Here is a 25,902-nt window from a genome sequence, read left to right as displayed (position 1 = left end):
ACATTACCTGTGGCAAGTGAGCTTTTGTCGCGAAGGGGTTTGCCCCCGTTGCGCTGCGAAGCAGTGCTGAAGTCTACAACCAAGTAAGCCTGACGGACCGGGGAGGCTGGCTTTGCGTCTGCTTCGCTGCCGAACGGGGGCAAACCCCCTCGCCACAAAAACTCACCACCACCCAAAGCACATACCCCGCTCAAGGCTGCAAACGACAACCCTGACGCTCGCCGATCCACACCGCGCTGTTGCTGCGGCCCATGCCACTGACCGAGACACGCTTGCCGGCCGGGTCATCGGTAAAGCCGCTGGCGGGCAGCCACTGTTTCACATAACCGTGGCAGTACTCGGCATCGTTGTTCATCACGTAGCGGCACGAACAATATTCCTTGGCGGTGTAGGCGCTGATGATGTCGGGGAACGCCCACAGCGCCGCCCGCTCGAGCCAGATCCAGCCGAGCAAGGCGATCAGCAGGATCAACAACAGGGAACTGAGCGGTCGACGGCGAATGAAACCGCTCATGGCTGCACCTTCCCGGCAAAGGCCTTGAGCGCGAGCTGGAGCAATTGGTTGTGCCGGTAAGTGCCGTCGCGGTCATCGCCGTAGCGGACGATCACCAGCTGTTCACTGGGGATCACGTACATCGCCTGGCCCCAATGCCCCAGCGCGGCGAAGGTGTCGGCGGGAGCATCGGGCCAGGGTCGTGCCGCGCCCTCAACGGCTCGATTGAGCCACCACTGGCCGCCGGGGACGGCCTCGTCTTGATCGGCGTGATAGTGAGCGAATGGCTCGCGGTTGAATGCCACCCAGTCCCTGGGCAGCAGTTGCCTGTCTGCCCAGCGCCCCTCGCGGGCCATCAACAGACCGACCCGGGCCAGGTCCCGTGCAGTGAGGTAGGCATAGGACGAAGCAACGAAAGTGCCCGTGGCATCGGTTTCCCACACGGCTTGGCGGATACCCAGCGGCTCGAACAGCGCAGTCCACGGATAATCCGGATAGCGGCCGGGGCCGACGATGGTTTTCAGCGCGGCGGACAACAGGTTGCTGTCACCGCTGGAGTAGCGAAACGCCTGGCCCGGCGCCGCGTACTCGGCATGGGCCGCGGTGAACGCAGCCATGTCGTGGTGACCGCGGGTGTAGAGCATGGCCACTACCGAAGACTTCAGCGGTGCATATTCGTAGTCTTCCTGCCAATCCAGGCCCGAGGCCCAGTGCAGCAGGTCGGCCATGGTCAGGCTTGGGTGTCTGGCCAGCGGCGGATAAAACTTCTGCACCGGATCCTGTAACTTGAACAGCCCTTCGCCGTAGGCCACACCGAGGACCGTCGCCATCAGGCTCTTGCTGATCGACCAGGTCAGGTGCGGCGTCTCGGCCGTCGTCGGGCCGGCGTAGCGTTCGTAGATCAACTGGCCGTCGCGGATCACCAGCAAGGCATCGGTGCGAATGCCCTGGCGAGTGGTGTCATCGCGGGATGGGAAGGCATAGGCCTCCAGGGCTTGAAGCGCCGGGCCAGCGGGCGTCGGCGCGGTCGGCCATTGCTCGGCAGGCCAGCTTTCAGCCTGGGTCGTGAGGCTGAGCAACAGCAGGAAAATCAGGGACAGGCCTTTGGGCATGACGGGGGCTCGAAGATTGAACCTGCTGAGCCTAGTCGAGGTTGATGACAGTTCAGGAATTCATGCTGCCAATCAGGCCGCCATCGCGAGCGAGCTCGCTCCCACAGGGGAATGCATTTCAAATGCGGGAGCGGGCTTGCTCGCGATGAGGCCAGTCAGGGCAGTGAAGATTGCGCCAATGCCTTGGCCAATCGCTTGCCCCGCGCCCCTGCCGCCAAATCCATCACCGCCTGATCCCGCTGCCACATCGCCGCCCACTCTTGAGGCCCTCCGGCCAACGCCTCATTCACCTCAGCCTTGAGCCCTTCGAACTGCGCAAACAACCCGCCAAGCAACACATGCCCGGCCGGATGGGTGGGTGGCTGGCGGCTGGTTTCCGCGCACCCCGCCAGCAACCCCAGCAACCGCAATTGCAAGCCTTGCGGCCAATCGCATTCCTGGCCGACGCCATACAACCACGCTGTCATGGCGCTCAGCACATAGATGTCTTCCAACGTTCGGAACGGTTTGACGTAAGCGTCCCAACCATCCCCTGCGAGCAACTCGCACAGCGCGTTATCCAGAAACAACCGGCCATGACTGATGTCCGGCATCAACGGGAGCGGCGCCAGCTTTTCCACCCGCACACCCGGCTCATCGCGATAGATCACCGCCAGGCTCAAGCGTGGATCGGCGTCGGGCTCCTCGCTGCGCGCCGCCACCAGCAGCCAGTCGGCGGCATTGCCCGCGGTGACGAAATCCTTGCGTCCGCTCAGGCGCAAATCAGTCAGTCGGGTTTGCATATCGGCCGGGCGCAGGCTGCCCTGCTCGGTGGCGCACAACGCGCCCAGACTCAGTGGCGCGCTCGGCCAGAGCATGCGCAAGGCCGCCTGATACCCCACCAGAAACGCTTGCCCCGGTGTCGCCATCAACCGCCCGCCAAGCACCGCCAATTCAAACGGAGTGACCGTTCCCAACTGCTGCAACAATGTCGCAAAACCTTCCGCCAGATCCGGGTTGGCGGGCAAGCGATCACGGCGGTTCAACAGGGTTTGCCAGGGCATAAGAGTCTCCTCGAAGGCTGTCATATAAGCATCACCAAAGCTTAATGGCGATGACACCGGGGCTACATAGCCTGACTTTGCACAACACGGCTAGACAAAGAAAGTCGATTCGCTGTAGCCCAAAGACGGGTGAGCAGCCCGCACGGAGATTCGCCATGACTCAGATCGCCCGCATCAGCGACACCGGCAACGAACGCCGCCTGCAAGCCGAACGCCTGGTGGGAGCCGAGGCTTTGCAGGAAGCCCAGGCCTTGCGCTTCAACGTGTTCAGCGGCGAATTCAACGCCAGGCTCAAAGGCGCTGAACTGGGTCTGGACATGGATGACTACGACGTTCACTGCGCCCACATCGGCGTGCGTGACTTGAGTACCGGGCGCCTGGTGGCAACCACCCGTTTACTCGACCACACGGCTGCCAGCAGCCTGGGCAAATTCTACAGCGAAGAAGAGTTCAGCCTCCACGGTCTGGTGCACCTGCAAGGCCCGATCCTGGAAATCGGTCGCACCTGTGTCGACCCAGCCTACCGCAATGGCGGCACCATCGCCGTGCTCTGGGGCGAGCTGGCCGAAGTCCTGAACCAGGGCGGCTACAGCTACCTGATGGGTTGTGCGAGCATTCCGATGCAGGATGGTGGCGTGCAGGCCCACGCGATCATGCAGCGTCTGCGCGAACGCTACCTGTGCACCGAACATCTGCGCGCCGAGCCGAAAAACCCGCTGCCGAGCCTCGACATTCCGTCGAACGTGATCGCCGAAATGCCACCGCTGCTCAAGGCCTACATGCGCCTGGGCGCGAAGATCTGCGGCGAGCCATGCTGGGACGAAGACTTCCAGGTCGCCGACGTGTTCATCCTGCTCAAGCGCGACGAACTCTGCCCGCGTTACGCCAAACACTTCAAGGCGGCTGTGTAATGGGCCGGTTGCGGGTGTACGCGCGAATCGCGCGAGTGCTGATGGTAGTGACGCTGGGCCTGGGCATGGCCAGTGTGTTCGGGCTGTTCGAGCGTTTGGGCATGGCCCATTCGATGGCGCGCCGGCAACGCTGGTCGCGGTTTTTCATGGCCCGGCTGAGCAATGCCCTGCCCTTCGACGTGACCGTCCACGGCGAGCTGCCGAAGGCACCGATGCTCTGGGTCAGCAACCACGTGTCCTGGACCGACATCCCGCTGCTGGGCATGCTCACGCCGCTGTCGTTCCTGTCCAAGGCCGAAGTGCGCACCTGGCCGGTAGCCGGCTGGTTGGCGGCCAAGGCCGGCAGCCTGTTTATCCGCCGTGGCTCGGGTGACAGCCAGTTGATCCGCAAGCAGATGACCCGTCACCTGGAACAGGCACACCCACTGCTGATGTTCCCGGAAGGCACCACCACTGATGGCCGTTCGCTGCGTACCTTCCATGGTCGCCTGCTGTCCGCCGCCATCGACTCCGACGTGGCGATGCAGCCGGTGGCGATTCGTTATGTGCGTGACGGCGAACCTTGCGCGCTGGCGCCGTTCATTGGCGACGATGACTTGCTGTCGCATCTGATGCGGTTGTTCGCCAATGACCGTGGCGGTGTGGAGATTCATCTGCTCAAGCCAATCGCTTGCGAAGGCCGGGAACGCGCGGCACTGGCGTTCGAGGCGCAGCAGGCGGTGCAGAAGGTGTTGTTTGGTGAAATTGTCGAACCGCAACGAGCACCGATGCGCCCTGCCATTGCGGCGTGACGCGATCTTTTATTCACCGAAGTACCCTGTGGGAGCGAGCTTGCTCGCGATAGCGGTGGGTCATTCAGCATCATCGTTGAATGTTAATCCGCAATCGCGAGCAAGCTCGCTCCCACAGGGGTTTTATGGTGTTGGATAGTTCCGGGCAAAATCCTGAAGCTGCGGATAGAACAACCGAAAGTCCTCGCTCAACGGTTCATACAACCGCCGCAATTCCTGCATCGCAGCCGCCAGTTCTTCCGGCCGGGTCAGGCGTCGCGAGATCCCGCGCAACACCTGCTCCAGCACTTCGAATTCCTGATACGAACCCAGCCAGTCATTGGCCACCATGTGCGGCGCAATCTTCGCCAGCCGCTCCGGCAATTGCCGTTCGCTGGACAGCACCCGGTAAACGTCCGAAGTGAACAACGCCAGGGGCCGGTCGGCATACAGCATCCAGTCCCGGGCCAGGCAATGGTCGAAAAACACATCGAGCACGATACCCGCGTAGCGACGACGGGTCAGGGAGAAACGCGACAACGCGACGTCCACCAGCGGATGGCGGTCGGTGAACACGTCGATGCTGCGGTGCAACTGGATAGCCCCCTCGATGTCCGGAGCGAACTGCCCTTGCAGGCGTCCCTTGACGAAATCGCCATACAGACTGCCGAGCAATTGGCCGGGACGCTGGCCACCGAGGTGAAGATGTGCGAGATAGTTCATGGGCGCAGCTTAGCACTGCCCCCTTGTCTTGTTACACTCAACATATCGTTATAACTCGATATACCGAAATGTGAGTTGGTCAGAGCCAAATCATATTTGTATATCGCGAAATACCGATTTAAAGTTCGCCTCATCGCGATATAGCGTTTTAAACATCACGAGCCCACATCATGACCATCAATCTCGACGAAATAATAAAAGCCCTGGCACACCCAGTACGGCGAGACATCCTGCACTGGCTCAAGGACCCGACCGTCGAATTTCCCGACCAGTCCCACAGTAACGAGCACGGCGTTTGCGCCGGGCAGATCGATCAACGTTGCGGCCTGTCGCAGTCCACGGTGTCCGCACACCTGGCGACCCTGCAACGCGCCGGCCTGATCAGCAGCCGCAAAGTCGGCCAGTGGCATTTTTTCAAACGCAACGAGGAAACCATCCAGGAATTCCTCAAAACCTTCAGTAAAGAGCTCTGACCCTTAACGTCAGTCGGCCGACAAGGAATTAAACATGCCCCTCTCGCTACTCATCCTGGCCTTGAGCGCCTTCGCCATCGGCACCACCGAGTTCGTCATCATGGGCCTGCTGCCCAACGTGGCGGCTGACCTCGGTGTCTCGATTCCCGGTGCCGGCTGGCTGGTGACCGGTTACGCCCTGGGCGTGGCCATCGGCGCGCCGTTCATGGCGCTGGCCACCGCCAGACTGCCGCGCAAGGCAGCCCTGGTGGCGTTGATGGGCATCTTCATTGTCGGCAACCTGCTTTGCGCAGTGGCCGGCGACTACAACGTGCTGATGTTCGCCCGTGTGGTCACCGCCCTCTGCCATGGCGCCTTCTTCGGTATCGGTTCAGTGGTAGCCGCCGGCCTGGTGCCTGCGAACAAACGCGCTTCGGCCGTGGCCCTGATGTTCACCGGCCTGACCCTGGCCAACGTCCTCGGCGTACCGCTGGGCACCGCACTCGGTCAGGAAGCCGGCTGGCGTTCGACCTTCTGGGCCGTGACCGTGATCGGTGTGATCGCGCTGATCGGCTTGATCCGCTTCCTGCCGGCCAAGCGTGATGAAGAGAAACTCGACATGCGCGCCGAACTGGCCGCACTCAAGGGCGGCGGCATCTGGCTGTCCCTGAGCATGACCGCGCTGTTCGCCGCCTCGGTGTTCACCCTGTTCACCTACGTCGCCCCGCTGCTCGGCGAAGTCACCGGCGTTTCGCCCCGTGGCGTGACCTGGACCCTGATGCTCATCGGCCTGGGCCTGACGGTCGGCAACATCATCGGCGGCAAGCTGGCCGACAAAGGCATGGCCGCGACGCTGATCGGTGTGTTCGTCACCATGGCCGTGGTGTCCACCGTGCTGACCTGGACCAGCGTCGCGCTGATCCCTACCGAAATCACCCTGTTCCTCTGGGCCACCGCGTGCTTCGCCGCCGTACCGGCGCTGCAAGTGAACGTGGTGACCTTCGGCAAGGCCGCTCCGAACCTGGTGTCGACCCTGAACATCGGCGCTTTCAACATCGGCAACGCCTTGGGTGCCTGGGTCGGCGGCAGTGTGATCGCCCACGGCTTCGGCCTGACCAGCGTCCCCCTTGCCGCAGCGGCCCTGGCGGTACTCGCCCTGCTGGTGACCCTGATTACTTTCCGTCAGGGCGGCAATCCCGACCTGGCCCCAGCTACTTCTAACTGATCTCCAAAAGAGAGCCACTAAATGACGACTATTTTCGATCCGATCAAACTGGGCGACCTCGAGTTGGCCAACCGCATCATCATGGCGCCACTGACCCGCTGCCGCGCCGACGAAGGCCGCGTGCCCAACGCGCTGATGGCCGAGTACTACGTGCAACGCGCCACCGCCGGCCTGATCCTCAGCGAGGCCACTTCGGTGACCCCAATGGGCGTCGGCTACCCGGACACCCCGGGCATCTGGTCCAACGATCAGGTGCGTGGCTGGTCCAACGTGACCAAGGCTATCCATGGCGCGGGCGGCAAGATCTTCCTGCAACTGTGGCATGTGGGTCGCATATCCCACGGTTTGTACCTGAACGATGAAGCCCCGGTCGCTCCGAGTGCCATCCAGCCCAAGGGCCACGTCAGCCTGGTTCGTCCGCTGGCCGACTTTCCTGTACCGCGTGCCCTGGAAACCGCTGAAATCGCCGACATCGTCGACGCTTACCGCGTCGGTGCCGAGAACGCCAAGGCCGCCGGCTTCGACGGTGTGGAAATCCATGCCGCCAACGGTTACCTGCTCGACCAGTTCCTGCAAAGCAGCACCAACCAGCGCACCGATAACTACGGCGGTTCCCTGGAAAAACGTGCCCGCCTGCTGCTGGAAGTGACCGACGCCGCCATCGAAACCTGGGGCGCCGGCCGCGTGGGTGTGCACCTGTCGCCACGCGCCGACCTGCATGACATGGGCGACGACAACCTCGCTGAAACGTTCACCTATGTCGCTCGCGAACTGGGCAAGCGTGGCATTGCCTTCATCTGCTCGCGGGAGAAAGAAGGTGCCGACAGCCTCGGCCCGCAACTCAAGGAAGCCTTCGGCGGCCCATACATTGCCAACGAGCGTTTCACCAAGGACAGCGCCAACGCGTTGCTCGCCAGTGGCCAGGCCGATGCAGTCGCCTTCGGTGTACCTTTCATTGCCAACCCTGACCTGCCGGCACGCTTGCAGGCTGACGCACCGTTGAACGAAGCGCGTCCGGAACTGTTCTACGCCAAGGGCCCGGTCGGTTACATCGACTATCCGACGCTGTAATCAGTAACAGTGGAAACGCAAAAGCCCCGACTCGAAAGAGCCGGGGCTTTTTATTTCAACCATATTAACAGCTCAATCATTTCGCCAACCCAACCAACACCACTACATCATATGCAATAAAACCAAACACAACCAAACGGCCTTTAAAGTGAATCCTGTTCGAACAACTGTTAATGTCAATCAAACATACCCAAGGAGTTGTCTCATGGAAGAAAACAAAAACACTAAAATAAACGCTGCAGATTACGAAGACTTTGAAGCGTACGACATCATTCAGGAAGTTGATCTTGTTTCCCTGAACTCAACACTGCTGTCAGTCTTGATGCAAATGAACCCGATCCTTGCCGTCACTTTACAAGCGTCGCTGGCCGGGTTCTCTATCGAAGAAATCCTGAGGATGGGAGAGCAATCCCAGGTCAATGAAAATTACCTGAACTACATCAAACAGGCCAAGCAGGACGAAAAAGATGAATGGAATTTAATCTCGCGCATCAAATCATACACGAGCATTCTGATCACTATATTCAACAGTTCGAACGAAGTTTTTTCTCTGCGCTATGCAAGTTGGGATTACAGCGGGCATCCAATATCGGACTTCGACATTCAACCTCTAGAGCACATGTGCTTCACACTACGTCACGAAACACCAGTACTTAAATCATCGAGCAGAACCAGGCTTCCAACCAGTATCAATCATAACTTCTCCTTTGAAAGCGCCTCACACGCCTTTGAGTTTTCAACACTGGTCAAACTCCAGAGAAAATATCAGACATTCTCCTTCTCGCCACCGACCATTCCCTATAGAGAACATACGGTCCTTTCTATCGGTAAAAAACCGCTGAAATGCAGCTCGCAGATCTCGCGAACGCTATCGAATAGTCCCTATAGCTACGCTGTCGCCATTACCCTCGGTTGAAGTGACTGCATGATTCAGGAAAGCACCTCGCAACGGGGCGCTTTTCGAAATATCTGTATTCAGCCACAGCATCCGCCCGAGTGAGGTTGGCTCCCTCTCACAAGCGCGCAACAATTTTCCTACAAAATATGCAGCTATCCGGCTGTCAACGCGGAAAGTGAGCGTATATAAATGCACCCGTGTTCAACACAGGCCCCGGCGCGGAAAACCCTGGTTCAACCGGCCGAGCATGAAGGTTGTTTCATTTGCGCAGGCTGGGACTCAATCGCAGCATATCCAGCCCGGTATCGACCCAACGCTCGGCTTCGGCGTGCAATTCAAAGCTGTCGGGGGCCAGCAGCCACTGGTACAGGATGCCATCAATATAAGCATGCAAGCTGATCGCCGCGCGGGCGGTGTCGAGGTTTTCCGGTAACTGACCGCGATTCACTGCATTACTCAGGGCCAGACCGATCCGCACATTGCATTCGAGGCTGGCTGACACCCGTTGTTGGCGTAGGTCGCACATTTCATCGGTGAATTCGCACTTATGAAAAAGAATCTCATTGATGCGTCGGGTTTTCGGGTCCAGCGCAATTTGATGAAACAAATGAATCAGCAACTTTCGCATGCAGCCCAGAGGATCGAGTTCGTCTTCGCTTTCGCTGGCCTTGGCCATTTCTTCCAGCGGCTCATGCAGAGTGTCGAGCATGGCCTGCACCAGATCGGCCTTGTTGCTGAAATGCCAGTAGATGGCCCCTCGAGTGACGCCGGCCAGGGTCGCGATGTCCGCCAGGGTCGTGCGTGCCACGCCTCGCTCGAAAAAGGCCTTTTCGGCCGCCACGAGAATTTGCGCGCGGGTTTCCTGAGCTTCCTCTTTGGTACGACGGACCATGGCAGTACAACCTCAATCAGGGTGCTTCAGCGATGCCTGAACATCAGCTGAATAAAAGTGGGGCGAACGTTCCGGGGATTCGTCCCCGGCCTACAATTCCAACCTTTCAACGGCTTGTGTAGCGGCTTGTGTAACGGCGTTGATACGCAGCCTGGGTATTTACAAACAGCCATGTACGTAAGTATATTCCTTAGCAAGCTACTTATCCACTCGGCAAACATTTTTCAACCTTCCACCTTTCTAGTGCGCACCTTGCGTGCCTGACCCGAGGATTTTCATGCAATTCAAGCCAGCTGTTACCGCTCTGGTCGCCGCCGTCGCCCTGGCATCGCTGCTCAGCGGATGCAAAAAGGAAGAGGCAGCACCGGCCGCCCCACCGCCTCAGGTCGGCGTCGTGACTCTGCAACCTCAAGCTTTCACCCTGACATCCGATCTGCCCGGCCGTACCAGTGCGTTCCGCATTGCCGAAGTCCGCCCGCAGGTCAACGGCATCATTCTCAAGCGCCTGTTCAAGGAAGGCAGCGACGTCAAGGCCGGCCAGCAGCTGTACCAGATCGATCCGTCGGTCTATGAAGCGACGCTGAAAAGCGCTGAAGCCAACCTGCGCTCGACCAAGTCGATTTCCGACCGCTACCAGCAACTGGTCAACGAACAAGCCGTAAGCCGTCAGGAATACGACACCGCCGTGGCCAACCGCCTGCAATCGGAAGCCGCGCTGCAAACCGCACAGATCAACGTGCGCTACACCAAGGTCTATGCCCCGCTGACCGGCCGCATCGGCCGCTCCTCGGTGACCGAAGGCGCGCTGGTGAGCAATGCCCAGGCCGATGCGATGGCGGTGATTCAGCAAATCGACCCGATCTACGTCGACGTGACGCAGTCCTCGGTCGAGCTGCTGCAACTGCGCCGTGAGCTGGAAAGCGGTCGCCTGCAGAAAGCCGGCGACAACACGGCTTCGGTCAAGCTGACCCTCGAAGACGGCAGCGACTACAAGCTGGACGGCAAGCTGGAGTTCTCCGAAATCTCGGTTGACCAGACCACCGGTTCCGTCACCCTGCGCGCCATTTTCCCGAACCCTGACCACACCCTTCTGCCTGGCATGTTCGTGCACGCCAAGTTGCTGGCCGGTGTGAACAGCGCGGCGATCCTGGCCCCGCAGCAAGGCGTGACACGCGACCTCAAAGGTACGCCGACCGCACTGGTTGTCGGCCCGGACAACAAGGTCGAACTGCGTCAACTCAAGGCCAACCGCACCGTCGGCAATCAATGGCTGATCGAAGACGGCCTGAAGGCCGGCGATCGCCTGATCACCGAAGGTCTGCAATTCGTCAAACCTGGCATCGAAGTCAAGGCCAGTGAAGCGACCAACGTAGCCGTAAAGAACCCGGCCCCCGCCCAGGTAGCTGATAAAGCCTCTGGCGGCAAAGGGGAGTAAACCATGTCGAAATTTTTTATCGACCGTCCGATTTTCGCCTGGGTAATTGCCCTGGTGATCATGCTGGTCGGGGCACTATCGATCCTCAGACTGCCAATCAACCAGTACCCGAGCATTGCGCCTCCAGCGATCGCCATCTCCGTGGCCTACCCGGGTGCTTCGGCACAAACGGTTCAGGACACCGTGGTTCAGGTGATCGAGCAACAGCTCAACGGTATCGACAACCTGCGTTATGTCTCGTCGGAAAGTAACTCCGACGGCACCATGACCATTACCGCGACCTTCGAGCAAGGCACCAACTCCGACACCGCGCAGGTCCAGGTCCAGAACAAGCTGAACCTGGCCACCCCGCTGCTGCCGCAAGAAGTGCAACAGCAAGGTATCCGCGTCACCAAGGCGGTGAAGAACTTCCTGTTGGTGATCGGCGTGGTGTCGCGTGACGGCAGCATGACCAAGGACGACCTGTCCAACTACATCGTGTCGAACATGCAGGACCCGATCTCGCGGACCGCCGGTGTCGGCGACTTCCAGGTGTTCGGTTCCCAGTACGCCATGCGAATCTGGCTCGACCCGGCCAAGTTGAACAACTTCAACCTGACCCCGATCGACGTCAAGACCGCTATCGCCGCGCAAAACGTCCAGGTGTCGTCCGGCCAGCTCGGCGGCCTGCCTGCCCTGCCCGGCACCCAGTTGAACGCGACCATCATCGGCAAGACCCGCCTGCAGACCGCGGAAGAGTTCGAAAAGATCCTGCTCAAGGTCAACAAGGACGGTTCCCAGGTTCGCTTGAGGGATGTTGCCGAAGTCGGTCTGGGTGGCGAGAACTACAGCATCAACGCCCAGTTCAACGGTGCCCCGGCTTCCGGCCTGGCCGTGAAACTGGCCACCGGCGCCAACGCGCTCGATACCGCCAAGGCCCTGCGCGCGACCATCGACAGCCTCAAGCCGTTCTTCCCGCAAGGGATGGAAGTGGTGTTTCCGTATGACACCACTCCGGTCGTAACCGAATCGATCAAGGGCGTGGTTCACACCCTGGTCGAAGCGGTCGCGCTGGTGTTCCTGGTGATGTTCCTGTTCCTGCAGAACTTCCGCGCCACCATCATCACCACGATGACCGTGCCGGTGGTATTGCTCGGTACATTCGGCATCCTCGCGGCCGCCGGTTTCAGCATCAACACCCTGACGATGTTCGGCATGGTGCTGGCCATCGGCTTGCTGGTGGACGACGCCATCGTCGTGGTGGAAAACGTCGAACGGGTGATGAGCGAAGAAGGTCTGTCACCCAAGGAAGCCACCAAGAAGTCCATGGGCCAGATCCAGGGTGCACTGGTCGGTATCGCCCTGGTGTTGTCGGCGGTTCTGCTGCCGATGGCGTTCTTCAGCGGTTCCACCGGTGTGATCTACAAGCAGTTCTCGATCACCATCGTCTCGGCCATGGCCCTGTCGGTACTGGTCGCGCTGATCTTCACCCCGGCGCTTTGCGCCACCATGCTCAAGCCGATTCCCAAAGGCGAGCACGGCGTACCCAAGCGTGGTTTCTTTGGCTGGTTCAACCGCAATTTCGACCGTGGCGTTCGCGGTTACGAGCGCGGTGTCGGCAATATCCTGCAGCGCAAGATCCCGTATCTGCTGGCGTACCTGCTGATCGTGGTTGGCATGATCTGGCTGTTCACCCGCATTCCAACGGCGTTCCTGCCGGAAGAAGACCAGGGTGTACTGTTCGCCCAGGTGCAGACCCCGGCCGGTTCGACGTCCCAGCGCACCCAGGTGGTCGTGGACGAAATGCGTGAATTCCTGCTGCGCCCTGGCAAGGATGGCGGCGAAGGCGATGCGGTGAACTCGGTGTTTACCGTGACCGGCTTCAACTTCGCCGGCCGTGGCCAGAGTTCGGGTATGGCGTTCATCATGCTCAGACCGTGGGACGAACGTAACGCCGACAACAATGTGTTCAAGGTGGCGGCCCGTGCCCAGCAGCACTTCTTCACCTTCCGCGATGCCATGGTGTTCGCCTTCGCGCCACCGGCGGTACTGGAACTGGGTAACGCCACCGGTTTCGACGTGTTCCTGCAGGACCGTGCCGGTATCGGCCACGAAAAACTGATGGAAGCGCGCAACCAGTTCCTCGGCATGGCCGCACAAAGCAAGATTCTGTCTCAGGTGCGTCCGAACGGCCTGAACGACGAACCGCAATACCAGCTGGAAATCGATGACGAGAAGGCCAGTGCCCTGGGCATTACCATCGCCGACATCAACAACACCCTGTCGATTGCTCTGGGCAGTAGCTACGTCAACGACTTCATCGACCGTGGTCGAGTGAAGAAGGTGTACGTGCAAGGCCAGCCAGGCGCTCGAATGGGCCCTGAAGACCTGCAGAAGTGGTACGTGCGCAACAGCACCGGCACCATGGTTCCGTTCTCGGCGTTCGCCAAGGGCGAGTGGATTTACGGTTCGCCGAAACTGGCCCGTTACAACGGCGTGGAAGCGATGGAAATCCTCGGTGCCCCGGCGCCAGGCTATTCCACCGGTGAAGCCATGCTCGAAGTCGAAGCCATCGCCAAGAAACTGCCGGCGGGTGTCGGTATTTCCTGGACCGGCCTGTCGTACGAAGAGCGTCTGTCCGGTTCGCAAGCACCAGCGCTGTACGCCCTGTCGCTGCTGATGGTGTTCCTGTGTCTGGCGGCGTTGTATGAAAGCTGGTCGATTCCGATCGCGGTGATGTTGGTTGTACCGCTGGGGATCATCGGTGCGCTGATGGCCACCAGCCTGCGTGGTTTGTCCAACGACGTGTACTTCCAGGTAGGTTTGTTGACGACTATCGGTCTGGCGGCGAAAAACGCCATTCTGATTGTCGAATTTGCAAAGGAATTGCACGAACAAGGGCGTAGCCTGCGCGATGCAGCGATCGAAGCCTGCCGCATGCGTCTGCGACCGATCATCATGACCTCGCTCGCCTTCGTCCTCGGTGTGGTACCACTGGCGATATCCACCGGTGCGGGCTCCGGTAGCCAGCATGCAATCGGTACCGGCGTAATCGGCGGTATGATCACGGCCACTGTGCTGGCGATCTTCTGGGTCCCGCTGTTCTTCGTCACCGTGTCGTCCATTGGCCAGCGCAAAATCGCCGACCAGGATGACGCTATTGAAACTTCTAAAGAGGCTGGCTAATGAGCAAGTCGCTACTCTCCCTGGCAGTCGCCGCCTTCGTGCTCGGTGGCTGCTCGCTGATACCTGACTATCAGCAGCCCGAAGCGCCGGTGGCGGGCCAGTACCCGCAGGGCCCGGCGTACTCGCCGGCCCAGGCACCGGCGCAAGCGGCTGCCGAGCAGGGCTGGAAGCAGTTTTTCCATGACCCGGCGCTGCAACAGCTGATCCAGGTTGCCCTGGAAAACAACCGTGACCTGCGTGTCGCGGCCCTGAACATCGACGCGTTCGCGGCTCAATACCGCATCTCCCGTGCCGATCTGTTCCCGGCCGTCTCGGCCAATGGCAGCGGCAGCCGTCAGCGGCTTCCGGCTGATGCTTCCCAGACCGGCGAAGCCGGCATCACCAGTTCCTACTCGGCAACTGTTGGCGTCAGCGCCTATGAACTCGACCTGTTCGGTCGGGTTCGCAGCCTGAACGAAGAAGCGTTGCAGAAGTACTTCGCCACTGAAGAGGGCCGCCGCAGCACGCAGATCAGCCTGGTGGCCAGCGTGGCCAATGCCTACCTGACCTGGCAGGCCGACAAGGAACTGTACAAGCTGACCCAGGACACCCTCGCCGCCTTCGAGGAGAGCTACAAGCTCACCGCCCGCAGCAACGAAGTGGGCGTCGCCTCGGCCCTGGACCTGGCACAGTCGCGCACCTCGGTGGAAAACGCCCGTGCGCAACTGGCCAAGTACACCCGTCAGGTCGCCCAGGACGAGAACAGCCTGGTGCTGCTGCTCGGCACCGGTGTCCCGGCCAACCTGCAAGCGGCCAAACCACTTGACGACGACCTGCTGAGCGACGTTCCACCCGGCCTGCCGTCGGACCTGCTGCATCGTCGTCCGGACATCCTTCAGGCCGAGTACAACCTGAAGGCCGCCAATGCCAACATCGGCGCGGCGCGGGCTGCGTTCTTCCCGAGCATCAGCCTCACGGCCAATGCCGGCACCCTGAGCCCGGACCTGTCCGGTCTGTTCAAGGGAGGTTCGGGCACCTGGTTGTTCCAACCGCAGATCAACCTGCCGATCTTCAACGCCGGCGCCCTGAGCGCCAGCCTGGATTACTCGAAAATCCAGAAAGACATCGGCGTGGCGAACTACGAGAAGTCCATTCAAACGGCCTTCCAGGAAGTCGCCGACGGCCTGGCCGCCCGCCAGACCTACGTCCAGCAGTTGCAGGCACAGAAAGATTTCGTCAGTGCCAACCAGGACTACTACCGCCTGGCCGAGCGTCGCTACCGCATCGGTGTCGACAGCAACCTGACCTTCCTCGATGCCCAGCGTCAGTTGTTCAGTGCGCAACAGGTGCTGATCACCGACCGACTGGCGCAGCTGGTCAGCCAGGTCAACCTGTACAAGGCCCTGGGTGGTGGCTGGAACGAACAGACGGCGAAGAACGAGCCGTTGAAAGAAGAAGCGCCGAAGATGAAGTATTTCTGATAGCGCTGTAAAAACGAGAAGCCCACCGATTGGTGGGCTTTTTGTTGGCTGCGGGAAAAGGTGTGTTCTCAGTGATGGCCCCATCGCGAGCAAGCTCGCTCCCACAGGAGGCTGGGTTTGGCAAAAATCTTATGCACGCTGTAAGTCCACTGTGGGAGCGAGCTTGCTCGCGATGAGGCCCGCACAGGCCACACAAAATCCAGCGACATGTTGCGTTCGATAATCGCCCAAAACCTGCTTTTAACAATTGAACCATCCAGTACATTCCACGCACCATCCGAACCACAAAACCAATAACAACAGGTTCGACACCATGCCCCCGCGCCCTGCCCTCTCCGGCTGATCCGCTTCGTTCGTGCTGATTTCGAATATTCGTCTGCAACCCAGGGTTGCGGCATTACCCCGCTTCATCCCAAAGAATTAGAGAGACCCGAGCCCATGACGCCTTCTCCCGCGCAGTACTTCGTTCCCAGCCTGATTGCCATGGCCCTGGCCAGCGCGGCCCTGCCCGCCATCGCCGAAGAGTCGGGTTTTGTCGAAGGCGCCAAGGTCAACCTGAACCTGCGCAACTTCTACATCAACCGCAACTTCACCAACCCGACCAAGGCCCAAGGCAAGGCTGAAGAGTGGACGCAAAGTTTCATCCTCGACGCCAAGTCCGGCTTCACCCAAGGCACCGTCGGATTCGGCATGGATGTGCTCGGTTTGTATTCGGTGAAGCTCGACGGCGGTAAAGGCACAGGCGGTACGCAACTACTGCCGCTGGATCATGACGGTCGCCCGGCGGATAACTTCGGGCGCACCAATGTCGCGTTCAAGGCCAAGCTGTCGCAGACCGAAGTGAAAGTCGGCGAGTGGATGCCGGTGTTGCCAATCCTGCGTTCGGACGACGGTCGTTCGTTGCCGCAAACCTTCCGGGGCGGCCAGATCACGTCGAAGGAGATCAATGGCCTGACGCTCTACGGCGGCCAGTTCCGGCAGAACAGCCCCCGCGATGACAGCAGCATGGACGACATGTCGATGACCGGCAAAGCGGCGTTCACCTCCGACCGTTTCAACTTTCAGGGCGGCGAATACCTGTTCAACGAAAAGCGCACCCAGATCGGCCTGTGGAACGCCGAGCTCAAGGACATCTACAGCCAGCAGTTCATCAACCTGACCCACAGCCAGCCATTGGGTGACTGGACCCTGGGCGCCAACCTGGGTTTCTTCTACGGCAAGGATGACGGCAGCGCCCGGGCCGGCGAGCTGGACAACAAGACCATGTACGGCTTGTTCTCGGCCAAATACGGCGGCAACACCTTCTACGTCGGCCTGCAAAAACTCACCGGCGACAACGCCTGGATGCGGGTCAACGGCACCAGCGGCGGTACCCTGGCCAACGACAGCTACAACTCCAGCTACGACAATGCCCAGGAGAAATCCTGGCAAGTACGCCACGACTACAACTTCGCCGCCCTGGGCGTTCCGGGCCTGACCCTGATGAACCGCTACATCAGCGGTGACAATGTGCACACCGGCACCATCACCGACGGCAAGGAATGGGGACGCGAAAGTGAACTGGGCTACACCGTGCAAAGCGGTGCGCTGAAGGACCTGAACCTGAAATGGCGCAACTCGACCATGCGCCGCGACTACAGCAACAACGAGTTCGATGAGAACCGCCTGATCATTAGCTACCCGATCAGCCTGTTGTAAACACAAAACAAATGTGGGAGCGAGCTTGCTCGCGATGGCGGTGTATCAGGCGACATCAATAGTGAATGTGCCGACGCCATCGCGAGCAAGCTCGCTCCCACAGGTTGTTCACCGTTACCGCTTACTCCCGCGATTCAACCCCCAACTCATCCCACACCGACTCGGCCAGGTGGAACGTCGCATTGGCTGCCGGGATCCCGCAATAGATCGCGCTCTGCATGATCACTTCCTTGATCTCGCCACGGCTCACGCCATTGTTGGCGGCGGCGCGCAGGTGCAGTTTGAGTTCACCCTCGCGGTTCATGCCGATCAGCATCGCGATGGTGATCAGGCTGCGGGTGTGGCGTGGCAGACCCTCGCGGGTCCAGATGTCGCCCCAGGCGTGGCGGGTGATCATTTCCTGGAACTCCGAGTTGAACTCGGTCAGAGTGGTCAGGCTGCGGTCGACGTGAGCATCGCCCAGTACCGCGCGACGGACTTTCATGCCTTCGTCGTAACGTTGTTTCTCGTCCACGGAATATCCCTCAACGAGCCTTCAGAAAGGCCAGAACACATTCGCTGAAATCAGCGCCAGCCTGCACGTTGGACAAGTGCGCAGCGTAGAACTCGGCGTACTCGGCGCCCGGCACATGTTCCTGAATGAAGTGCCCACCCGACGGCGGCGTGACCGCATCCTCAGTGCCGGCGATCACCAGCAGCGGCGCCTTGATCGAGGACAACTGATCGCGGAAATCGGCATCGCGCACAGCTGCACAATTGGCCGCGTAACCTTCTGGCGAAGTCGCCGCCAGCATGTCGGTAATCTGCTTGGCCGCCGCCGGGTTGGCTTCGGAGAAATCCGGGGTGAACCAGCGGGCAATCGACGCATCGCGCAGGGCAACCATGGCCGCCTGACCATCGCGCAGCACCATTTCAATGCGCGGGTTCCACACCGACGGATCGCCGATTTTCGCTGCGGTGTTGCACACGATCAGCTTGTTCAGTCGATCGCCGGCGTTGATCCCCAGCCACTGGCCAATCAACCCGCCCATGGACAATCCGCAGAAATGCGCGCGTTCGATGTGCAAGGCATCCAGCAATGCGAGCACGTCGCGGCCCAGTTGCTCGATGCTGTAAGGCCCCGGTGTCACCAATGACTGGCCATGGCCGCGGGTGTCGAAACGCAGCACGCGAAAATGCTTGGAGAACGCCGGGATCTGCGCGTCCCACATGTGCAGGTCCGTGCCCAGGGAGTTGGACAGCACCAGCACCGGCGCATCGACCGGTCCATCGAGTTGGTAATGCAGTTCGCCCTCGGCGAGTTGTACAAAAGCCACAGCAAGTCTCCTTCAGGCAGTCAATGCAGAATGTTCAGCCACCGCCCTCTCGACCCAGGTTTTGGCCTGGCCGAGGTAATGGGCAGGGTCCAGCAGATGATCGAGCTCAGCCGCCGACAGTTCGGCGGTCACTTGTGGTTCGTCGCCGAGGACCGCACGCAGGTGACGTTGTTCGGCCACGGCGCGTTTGCAGCATTGCTCCAACAGATGATGCGCGGTATCGCGCCCAACCCGCTGCGCGAGGACGATGCTCACCGCTTCGGCGAGCACCAGGCCCTGGGTCAAATCGAGATTGCGCGCCATGCGCTCGGCATCCACTTCCAGCCCTTGGACGATCAACAATGCTTGATGCAGGCTGCCCGACACCAGGCAGCAGATTTCCGGCAGGGTTTCCCACTCGGCATGCCACAGACCGAGGCTGCGCTCGTGCTCCTGGGGCATGGCGCTGAACAGCGTCGAAAGCAAACCGGGTACGCGAGTCGCCGCGCCGATCAACACCGCCGCGCCCACCGGATTGCGTTTGTGCGGCATGGTCGAGGAACCGCCCTTGCCCGGCGCCGAAGGCTCGAACACTTCGGCGGCCTCGGTTTGCATCAACAGGCTGATATCACGCCCGAGTTTGCCGAGACTGCCGGCGATCAGGCCGAGCGCAGCGCCGAACTCCACCACGCGATCGCGCTGGGTGTGCCACGGTTGATCGGGCAAAGTCAGTTGCAGTTCTTCGGCCAGCGCCTGGGCAATCGGCATGGCCTGGTCGCCGAGGGCTGCGAGCGTTCCGGACGCGCCACCGAATTGCAGCACCAGCAGACGCGGTTTGAGTTCAACCAGTCGCTGACGGCTGCGCGTCACCGCCCCCAACCAACCGGCGATTTTCATGCCGAGGGTGACCGGAGTTGCGTGTTGTAACCAGGTACGCCCGGCCAACGGCGTAGCCGCATAACGCTGGGCCTGGTCAGCGAGGATTTGCCCCAATTGCGCCAGATCGTTTTCGATCAGTTCCAGCGCCTGCCGCAGTTGCAGCACCAGGCCGCTGTCCATCACGTCCTGACTGGTCGCGCCCAGATGCACATAGCGCTCGGCTTCGGCATCGGTGGCCGCGATCTGCTTGCCCAGCGCCTTGACCAACGGAATCGCCGAGTTACCCGCCGTGGCAATGGCCTCGCCCAACGTCGCAAAGTCATAAAGCCCGGCACGGCAAGCTGCTTCAATCGGCGCGACAGCACTCGACGGAATCATCCCGACCCGTGCTTCGGCCCGGGCCAATGCCGCTTCGAAATCGAGCATGGCCTGGACCCGACCCTGATCGCAGAACACCTCACGCATATCGCGGGCCGTGAAATAGGCATCGAACAATTGATTGCCCGGTCGCTGGTTCATAAACAATTCCTGGAGGCGCGGGCCTGCGGTCCGCGCGTGAAGATCAAAGGTCGTGATGCAGATACTTCGCCTGTTTCGGCAGACGCAGGCTGAACAGGAACGCTATCGCCATCATCACCGTCACGTACCAGTAGAAGGTGTTTTCCATGCCCACGGCCTTGAGGCTCAAGGCCACATACTCCGCCGAACCACCGAAAATCGCATTCGCCACCGCATACGCCAGGCCGACACCCAATGCACGCACCTCGGGCGGGAACATCTCGGCTTTCACCAGGCCACTGATGGAGGTGTAGAAACTGACGATTGCCAGCGCCAGGGTAATCAACACGAAGGCCAGAAACGGACTTGTCACGCTTTTCAGGCTCAACAGGATCGGCACGGTGCACAGCGTGCCGAGGGCGCCGAACCAGAGCATCGAGTTACGCCGGCCGATCTTGTCGGCGAGCATGCCGAAAATCGGCTGCATGCACATATAGAGGAACAGCGCGCCGGTCATGATGTAGCTGGCGGTCTTGGCCGGCATGCCGGCGGTGTTCACCAGGTACTTCTGCATGTACGTGGTGAAGGTGTAGAAGATCAGCGAACCACCGGCGGTGTAACCGAGTACGGTGATGAATGCGGTTTTATGGTCGCGAAACAGGGCACTGATGCTGCCGGCATCCTTGTTTTCGCGCATTGCCTTGCTGGTGGTTTCCTTGAGCGAACGACGCAGATACAGCGAAACCAGCGCCGCCATGGCACCCACCACGAAGGGTATCCGCCAGCCGTAGGCACGCAGGTCATCTTCAGTGAGGAACTGTTGCAGGACCACCACCAGCGACACCGCGAGCAATTGGCCGCCAATCAGGGTCACGTACTGGAACGAGGCGAAGAAACCGCGCTGGCCCTTGAGCGCCACTTCACTCATGTAGGTTGCGGTAGTGCCGTACTCACCGCCCACCGACAAGCCTTGCAGCAAACGGGCGAACAGCAACAGGATCGGCGCCCAGACCCCAATGCTGCTGTAGGTCGGCAGGCAGGCGATAAGCAGCGAGCCGAAGCACATCATCAGAATCGAGATCAACATCGAATTCTTGCGCCCGTGCTTGTCCGCCAAGCGCCCGAAAATCCAGCCACCAATCGGCCGCATCAGGAACCCGGCGGCGAACACGCCAGCGGTATTGACCAGCTGCACGGTGGGGTTATCGGACGGGAAAAAGGCCGGTGCGAAATAGATCGCACAGAAGGCGTAGACGTAGAAGTCGAACCATTCAACCAGGTTGCCGGACGAGGCACCGACAATGGCGAAGATCCGCTTGCTGCGTTCTTCGCCCGTATAAAGAGCTATAGGCGCTGTGGGTGTTGTCATTGTTTTTCACTCAATGGGGAAAGTGAGAGTCTAGACACACTTTGCAACACTCCCGTTCCGCAGATAAATCAGCAACACAAATCCCCTGTGGGAGCGAGCTTGCTCGCGATAGCGTCAGGTCAGTCACCATTTATGCTGGATGTGACTCAGTCATCGCGAGCAAGCTCGCTCCCACAGGTTTTGCAGTGCTCACTTAATAGTCGAAGAACACCGTCTCGGCATCGGTACCCTGCAGAATCACATTCCACTGATAAACACCCGACGCATCCTTCTTGGCCAGCAAGGTACTGCGGCGCTCGGCCGGCACGCACTCCAGCAACGGATCGTTGACGTTGGCCGCCTCGCCTTCAAAGTAGATCCGCGTCAGCAGGTGCTTCACCAAACCACGGGCAAACACCAGAACGACAAGGTGCGGTGCCTGGGTCGTGCCTTTGAGCCCCTCGACCGTACCGGGCTTGATGGTGGTAAAGCGAAAGCGTCCTTCGGCATCCACCGGCACCCGACCAAAGCCTTCGAAGTTCGGGTCCAGGGGTTTGTCCTGGTCGTCTTCCGGGTGGTCATACTTGCCGGCGGCGTTGGCCTGCCAGACTTCCAGCATCGCGTCGTTGACGATGTCGCCATTGCCGTCGACCACTTGCCCGGTGATCGCTACGCGCTCGCCCAGGGTTTGTTCGACGGTCAGGTTTTCGCGGTTCAGCCAGGTCAGGCCGATGTGGTAGTACGGCCCGACGGTGTGGGACGTGGTCGCAGTCAGCGTCATCTTATTTCTCCATCGGCGTGGCGTCGCGGCCGCGCAATACGATGTCCCAGCGATAACCGAGGGTATAGGAAGGGATGGTTTTTTCCAGATCGAACGTCGCGATCAAGCGCTCTTTGGCGCTGGTATCGGGTACGCAGTTGTAGATCGGGTCGTACGCCAGCAACGGGTCGCCCGGGAAATACATCTGCGTCACCAGGCGCGTCAGGATGCTCGGCCCGAACAGCGAGAAATGGATGTGCGCCGGGCGCCAGGCGTTGTGGTGGTTACCCCATGGATAGGCGCCGGGCTTGATGGTCTGGAACTGGTACCAGCCATCGGCGTCGGTCACGGTGCGGCCGGTGCCGGTGAAGTTCGGGTCCAGCGGTGCGTCGTGCAGGTCGCGGGCATGGGCGTAGCGACCGGCGGCGTTGGCCTGCCAGATCTCCACCAGAATCCCCGGCACCGGCAGACCGTTTTCATCCAGCACACGGCCGTGGATGATGATGCGCTCACCCTGAGGCTGCCCCTCGTGCTGGGCGGTCAGGTCGTTATCCTTCTCGTTGATGCGCTCGGCACCGACGGTAGGACCGGTGATTTCCGACAGCGAATGCGGCAGGAACACCAACGGCTTGGACGGCGAGCGCAGGTTGGTGGATTGATAGGTCGGGTGCAGGTACTCCGGCTGGGTGCCTTCCTGCGGGCGACGGTAACCAGGCTTGTCAGTCATGAAACATTCCTCAGTTCGTATAAGTCTTCAGAGCGCGTCAGACGCGCTCGATCGCCAGGGCCAGACCCTGACCGACACCGACGCACATGGTGGCCAGACCTTTCTTGCCACCGTTTTTTTCCAGCTGATGCAATGCGGTCAACACCAGCCGCGCGCCACTCATGCCCAACGGGTGACCCAACGCAATCGCACCACCGTTCGGGTTGACCTGGGCCGCGTCGTCCGCGATCCCCAGTTCACGCAGCACCGCCAGGCCTTGGCTGGCGAAGGCTTCGTTGAGCTCGATCACGTCGAAATCGCTGACCGCCACACCGAGGCGCTCGATCAGTTTACGCACCGCCGGCACCGGGCCAATGCCCATCACCCGCGGGGCAACACCGGCGCTGGCCATGCCCAGCACTTTGGCACGGGCAGTCAGGCCGTGTTTCTTCACCGCTTCGGCCGAAGCCAGGATCAACGCGGCGGCGCCGTCGTTTACACCCGAGGCATTGCCGGCGGTGACGGTCTTGTCGGGGCCGTTGACCGGTTTGAGTTTGGTCAGAGCTTCCAGGGTGGTGTCGGCGCGAGGATGCTCATCCTGGCTGACCACGGTTTCACCCTTCTTGTGGGCTATGCGCACTTCAACGATTTCTTCGGCGAAGAACCCGGCGGCTTGTGCGGCGGCCGTGCGTTGTTGACTGCGCAGGGCGAACGCGTCCTGATCGGCGCGGGACACCTTGTAATCGTCGGCCACGTTGTCAGCGGTCTGCGGCATCGCATCCACGCCGTACTGGGCCTTCATCAACGGGTTGATGAAGCGCCAGCCGATGGTGGTGTCTTCGAGCTTCATGTTGCGCGAAAAAGCGGCATCGGCCTTGCCCATCACGAACGGCGCACGGGACATCGACTCGACGCCGCCGGCAATCGCCAGCTCCATCTCGCCGCTGGCGATTGCGCGGAACGCGGTGCCGATGGCATCCATGCCCGAAGCGCAGAGGCGGTTGAGAGTCACGCCGGGAATGGTTTCCGGCAGGCCAGCCAGCAGCAGCGCCATGCGCGCCACGTTGCGGTTGTCTTCACCGGCCTGGTTGGCGCAGCCGAGGAACACCTCGTCCACCGCGTTCCAGTCCACCGACGGGTTGCGCTCCATCAAGGCCTTGATTGGCACGGCAGCCAGGTCGTCGGCACGCACCGTCGACAGGCCACCACCGAAACGGCCGATAGGGGTACGAATCGCGTCGCAGATATAAACGTCACGCATCACGCTTCTCCGGGGGCTTGGCCGTGTGCGGCAGCGGTACGGGCTTCGAGGTCGCGCAGCGCGGTCAGTTCGACTTCAGTCGGCTCGGTGGTTTGCTCAACCTGGTCGGCAAAGCGAATCGCCCAACCGGTGGCATCAACCACTTGCTCGCGGGTCACACCCGGATGCAGTGCAGTGACCACGAACTCATGGGTACCGGCTTCCGGCTCCATGATGCACAGATCGGTGATGATCCCCACCGGTCCGGCGCCTGGCAGACCGAGACGCTTGCGCGAATCGCCGCCCTCGCCGTGGCCGACCGAGGTAATGAAATCGAGTTTGTCGACAAAGGAGCGCGACGACTGCTTGAGGATGATCAACACGCTCTTGGCGGAACCGGCAATCTCCGGCGCGCCACCTGCACCCGGCAGACGGACTTTCGGCGCGTGGTAATCACCCACGACGGTGGTGTTGATGTTACCGAAACGGTCGACCTGCGCCGCGCCGAGGAAACCGACGTCAATGCGCCCGCCCTGCAGCCAGTAACGGAAAATCTCACCGGTCGGGACTACGGTGTCAGCGGTTTCCGCCAGTTCACCGTCACCGATCGACAGTGGCAATACACTTGGCTTGGCACCGATCGGGCCCGATTCGTAGATCAGCACCACATCAGGCGAGGAAGTCAGGCGCGCGAGGTTGGCCGCTTTCGACGGCAGGCCGATGCCGACGAAGCACACCGAGCCGTTCTTCAGGCGACGGGCAGCGGCAACGGTCATCATTTCATTGGTGGTGTAAGTCATTACTTCGCCTCCGAAGCGGCGGCCAGTTTGGCCTGGAACTCGCTGAAGTCAGCGCTGCCGTGGATGTATTCGTTGATCCACGCGGTGAAGGTTTCACGGTCGCGGGCAATCGGGTCCCAGGCCTGGTAGAAGCGGTTGTCGCGTTCGTTGTAACCGTGGGCGTAGGACGGATGCGCGCCGCCAGGTACGTGGCAAACCGCGCTCAAGGCCCAGGTTGGCAGCACACAGGAGTTCATCGGCGCATTGAGGTCGTCGACGATTTCCTCAACGGTGACGATGCAGCGCTTGGCCGCCAGCGCAGCTTCTTTCTGCACGCCGAGGATGCCCCACAGCAGCACGTTGCCCTTGCGGTCGGCTTTCTGCGCGTGAATCACGGTAATGTCCGGGCGCACCGAAGGCACGGCGGCCAACACTTCGCCGGTGAACGGGCAGGTCACGGATTTGATCAGCGGGTTGACCTTCGGCAAATCGGAACCGGCGTAGGCACGCAGCACCGCGAACGGCAGGCCGGATGCCCCGGCGACGTAGGCGTTGGCCAGGTCGGCGTGGCTGTGTTCTTCGATTTCCAGCGCGTGGGGCCACTGTTTCTCCACAGCGTCACGCAGGCGATGCAGGGAGCCGACACCCGGGTTGCCGCCCCAGGAGAAAATCAGCTTGCGGGCACAACCGGCACCGATCAACTGGTCGTAGATCAAGTCAGGGGTCATCCGCACCAGGGTCAGGTCTTTCTTGCCCTGGCGAATGATTTCGTGACCGGCGGCCGTCGGGATCAGGTGAGTAAAGCCTTCGAGCGCGACCGTATCGCCGTCGTTTACGAATTGCTTCACCGCGTCGTGCAGCGAAAGGATTTCAGCCATTGGGGCAGGCTCCCGTTTATTGTTAACCGACAGTGGAAGAAGGCGCCGATGCGCAGCGCCGGAATGACTGAAGGTTAAGCTTCTGAAAAAGGCCAAACAATCCGATAATCGACTGAGCGTTCGATTATCGAACACATTGTTGTCTGGCTACCTATCCCAAAATGCATCGCG

The 25,902-nt window shown here is 60.7% G+C and carries 24 protein-coding genes; 10 read left to right on the top strand and 14 right to left on the bottom strand.

Translation table 11 applies throughout. From position 1 onward, the window contains the following. Nucleotides 1-190 precede the first annotated feature (190 nt). The 3 genes from KW840_RS10285 to KW840_RS10275 all read right to left on the bottom strand — a co-directional run bounded on the left by KW840_RS10285 (nt 191) and on the right by KW840_RS10275 (nt 2,648). Nucleotides 191-514: an amidase gene (locus KW840_RS10285; RefSeq protein ID WP_154909684.1), complete on the bottom strand. Its 324-nt coding sequence runs from the start codon at nt 512-514 to the stop codon at nt 191-193. Further along, a complete protein-coding gene (locus tag KW840_RS10280) occupies nt 511-1,605 on the bottom strand; it encodes a serine hydrolase (RefSeq protein ID WP_218495079.1) in 1,095 nt (364 codons plus the stop codon). Before KW840_RS10280 ends, KW840_RS10285 begins: the two co-directional genes overlap by 4 nt. A gap of 155 nt (nt 1,606-1,760) precedes the next feature. Then, a complete protein-coding gene (locus KW840_RS10275) occupies nt 1,761-2,648 on the bottom strand; it encodes an acyl-CoA dehydrogenase family protein (RefSeq protein ID WP_218495078.1) in 888 nt (295 codons plus the stop codon). Between the two features lie 155 nt (nt 2,649-2,803). On the opposite strand from KW840_RS10275, the gene olsB reads away from it, so the two are divergent. Next, on the top strand, nt 2,804-3,559 hold the full coding sequence (gene olsB / locus KW840_RS10270) for an L-ornithine N(alpha)-acyltransferase (RefSeq protein WP_218495077.1): 756 nt from the start codon (nt 2,804-2,806) through the stop codon (nt 3,557-3,559). Then, nucleotides 3,559-4,350, top strand: a complete 792-nt coding sequence (locus tag KW840_RS10265; RefSeq protein WP_218495076.1) for a 1-acyl-sn-glycerol-3-phosphate acyltransferase — start codon at nt 3,559-3,561, stop codon at nt 4,348-4,350. The genes olsB and KW840_RS10265 overlap by 1 nt, the downstream gene beginning before the upstream one ends. A 123-nt stretch (nt 4,351-4,473) precedes the next feature. Here KW840_RS10265 and KW840_RS10260 read toward each other — a convergent pair whose 3' ends face one another. After that, complete coding sequence (locus KW840_RS10260; protein WP_218495075.1) at nt 4,474-5,052, bottom strand: ACP phosphodiesterase; 579 nt, start codon at nt 5,050-5,052, stop codon at nt 4,474-4,476. A 170-nt stretch (nt 5,053-5,222) separates the two neighbouring features. Between KW840_RS10260 and KW840_RS10255 the strand changes: the two genes are divergently transcribed. The 4 genes from KW840_RS10255 to KW840_RS10240 all read left to right on the top strand — a co-directional run bounded on the left by KW840_RS10255 (nt 5,223) and on the right by KW840_RS10240 (nt 8,716). Continuing rightward, a complete protein-coding gene (locus KW840_RS10255; RefSeq protein ID WP_008019443.1) occupies nt 5,223-5,525 on the top strand; it encodes a helix-turn-helix transcriptional regulator in 303 nt (100 codons plus the stop codon). Nucleotides 5,526-5,559: 34 nt separating this feature from the next. Next, nucleotides 5,560-6,729, top strand: coding sequence for an MFS transporter (locus KW840_RS10250; protein WP_057716077.1), 1,170 nt, complete (start codon nt 5,560-5,562; stop codon nt 6,727-6,729). A gap of 21 nt (nt 6,730-6,750) precedes the next feature. Continuing rightward, nucleotides 6,751-7,800 (top strand): alkene reductase, encoded by a 1,050-nt coding sequence (locus tag KW840_RS10245; protein WP_218495074.1) that lies wholly within the window; start codon nt 6,751-6,753, stop codon nt 7,798-7,800. Nucleotides 7,801-8,005: 205 nt separating this feature from the next. Further along, nucleotides 8,006-8,716, top strand: a complete 711-nt coding sequence (locus KW840_RS10240) for a hypothetical protein (protein WP_218495073.1) — start codon at nt 8,006-8,008, stop codon at nt 8,714-8,716. 241 nt (nt 8,717-8,957) lie between these two features. On the opposite strand, the gene emhR is transcribed toward KW840_RS10240, so the two are convergent. Next, on the bottom strand, nt 8,958-9,590 hold the full coding sequence (emhR, locus tag KW840_RS10235) for an efflux system transcriptional repressor EmhR (protein WP_218495072.1): 633 nt from the start codon (nt 9,588-9,590) through the stop codon (nt 8,958-8,960). 277 nt (nt 9,591-9,867) lie between these two features. Here emhR and emhA point away from each other — a divergent pair, with 277 nt between their 5' ends. From emhA to KW840_RS10215, 4 genes are all read left to right on the top strand, one after another. Continuing rightward, nucleotides 9,868-11,025, top strand: a complete 1,158-nt coding sequence (gene emhA / locus KW840_RS10230) for an efflux RND transporter periplasmic adaptor subunit EmhA (RefSeq protein ID WP_057716081.1) — start codon at nt 9,868-9,870, stop codon at nt 11,023-11,025. Between the two features lie 3 nt (nt 11,026-11,028). Then, the gene (emhB, locus tag KW840_RS10225; protein ID WP_090453569.1) at nt 11,029-14,190 is read left to right on the top strand and encodes an efflux RND transporter permease subunit EmhB; all 3,162 of its coding nucleotides are present in this window, start codon (nt 11,029-11,031) and stop codon (nt 14,188-14,190) included. Then, nucleotides 14,190-15,650 (top strand): efflux RND transporter outer membrane subunit EmhC, encoded by a 1,461-nt coding sequence (gene emhC / locus KW840_RS10220; protein WP_090453567.1) that lies wholly within the window; start codon nt 14,190-14,192, stop codon nt 15,648-15,650. The genes emhB and emhC overlap by 1 nt, the downstream gene beginning before the upstream one ends. A gap of 438 nt (nt 15,651-16,088) precedes the next feature. Then, nucleotides 16,089-17,348, top strand: coding sequence for an OprD family porin (locus tag KW840_RS10215; protein ID WP_218495071.1), 1,260 nt, complete (start codon nt 16,089-16,091; stop codon nt 17,346-17,348). Nucleotides 17,349-17,469: 121 nt separating this feature from the next. On the opposite strand, the gene pcaC is transcribed toward KW840_RS10215, so the two are convergent. From pcaC to KW840_RS10170, 9 genes are all read right to left on the bottom strand, one after another. Further along, entirely contained in the window at nt 17,470-17,862 is a 393-nt protein-coding gene (gene pcaC / locus KW840_RS10210) for a 4-carboxymuconolactone decarboxylase (RefSeq protein ID WP_008016493.1), read from the bottom strand. Between the two features lie 10 nt (nt 17,863-17,872). After that, on the bottom strand, nt 17,873-18,664 hold the full coding sequence (gene pcaD / locus KW840_RS10205; RefSeq protein ID WP_154909668.1) for a 3-oxoadipate enol-lactonase: 792 nt from the start codon (nt 18,662-18,664) through the stop codon (nt 17,873-17,875). Nucleotides 18,665-18,676: 12 nt separating this feature from the next. Next, complete coding sequence (locus KW840_RS10200) at nt 18,677-20,041, bottom strand: 3-carboxy-cis,cis-muconate cycloisomerase (protein WP_218495070.1); 1,365 nt, start codon at nt 20,039-20,041, stop codon at nt 18,677-18,679. Between the two features lie 43 nt (nt 20,042-20,084). Next, nucleotides 20,085-21,389, bottom strand: coding sequence for an MFS family transporter (locus KW840_RS10195; protein WP_218495069.1), 1,305 nt, complete (start codon nt 21,387-21,389; stop codon nt 20,085-20,087). 193 nt (nt 21,390-21,582) lie between these two features. Beyond that, a complete protein-coding gene (pcaG, locus tag KW840_RS10190; protein WP_102672182.1) occupies nt 21,583-22,149 on the bottom strand; it encodes a protocatechuate 3,4-dioxygenase subunit alpha in 567 nt (188 codons plus the stop codon). A 1-nt stretch (nt 22,150) separates the two neighbouring features. After that, a complete protein-coding gene (pcaH, locus tag KW840_RS10185; RefSeq protein WP_218495068.1) occupies nt 22,151-22,855 on the bottom strand; it encodes a protocatechuate 3,4-dioxygenase subunit beta in 705 nt (234 codons plus the stop codon). Between the two features lie 37 nt (nt 22,856-22,892). Then, nucleotides 22,893-24,098 (bottom strand): 3-oxoadipyl-CoA thiolase, encoded by a 1,206-nt coding sequence (gene pcaF, locus KW840_RS10180; protein ID WP_218495067.1) that lies wholly within the window; start codon nt 24,096-24,098, stop codon nt 22,893-22,895. After that, the gene (locus KW840_RS10175; protein ID WP_218495066.1) at nt 24,095-24,874 is read right to left on the bottom strand and encodes a CoA-transferase subunit beta; all 780 of its coding nucleotides are present in this window, start codon (nt 24,872-24,874) and stop codon (nt 24,095-24,097) included. Before KW840_RS10175 ends, pcaF begins: the two co-directional genes overlap by 4 nt. Continuing rightward, the gene (locus tag KW840_RS10170; RefSeq protein WP_008054173.1) at nt 24,874-25,731 is read right to left on the bottom strand and encodes a CoA transferase subunit A; all 858 of its coding nucleotides are present in this window, start codon (nt 25,729-25,731) and stop codon (nt 24,874-24,876) included. The genes KW840_RS10175 and KW840_RS10170 overlap by 1 nt, the downstream gene beginning before the upstream one ends. Nucleotides 25,732-25,902: the final 171 nt, after the last annotated feature.

It is taken from the genome of Pseudomonas sp. PDM30 (assembly GCF_019218985.1).
In the GTDB taxonomy this organism is placed as follows: Bacteria; Pseudomonadota; Gammaproteobacteria; order Pseudomonadales; family Pseudomonadaceae; genus Aquipseudomonas; species Aquipseudomonas jessenii.
The sequence above is the reverse complement of the archived record's forward strand: the minus strand, read 5'-3'. Positions and strand labels throughout refer to the sequence as shown.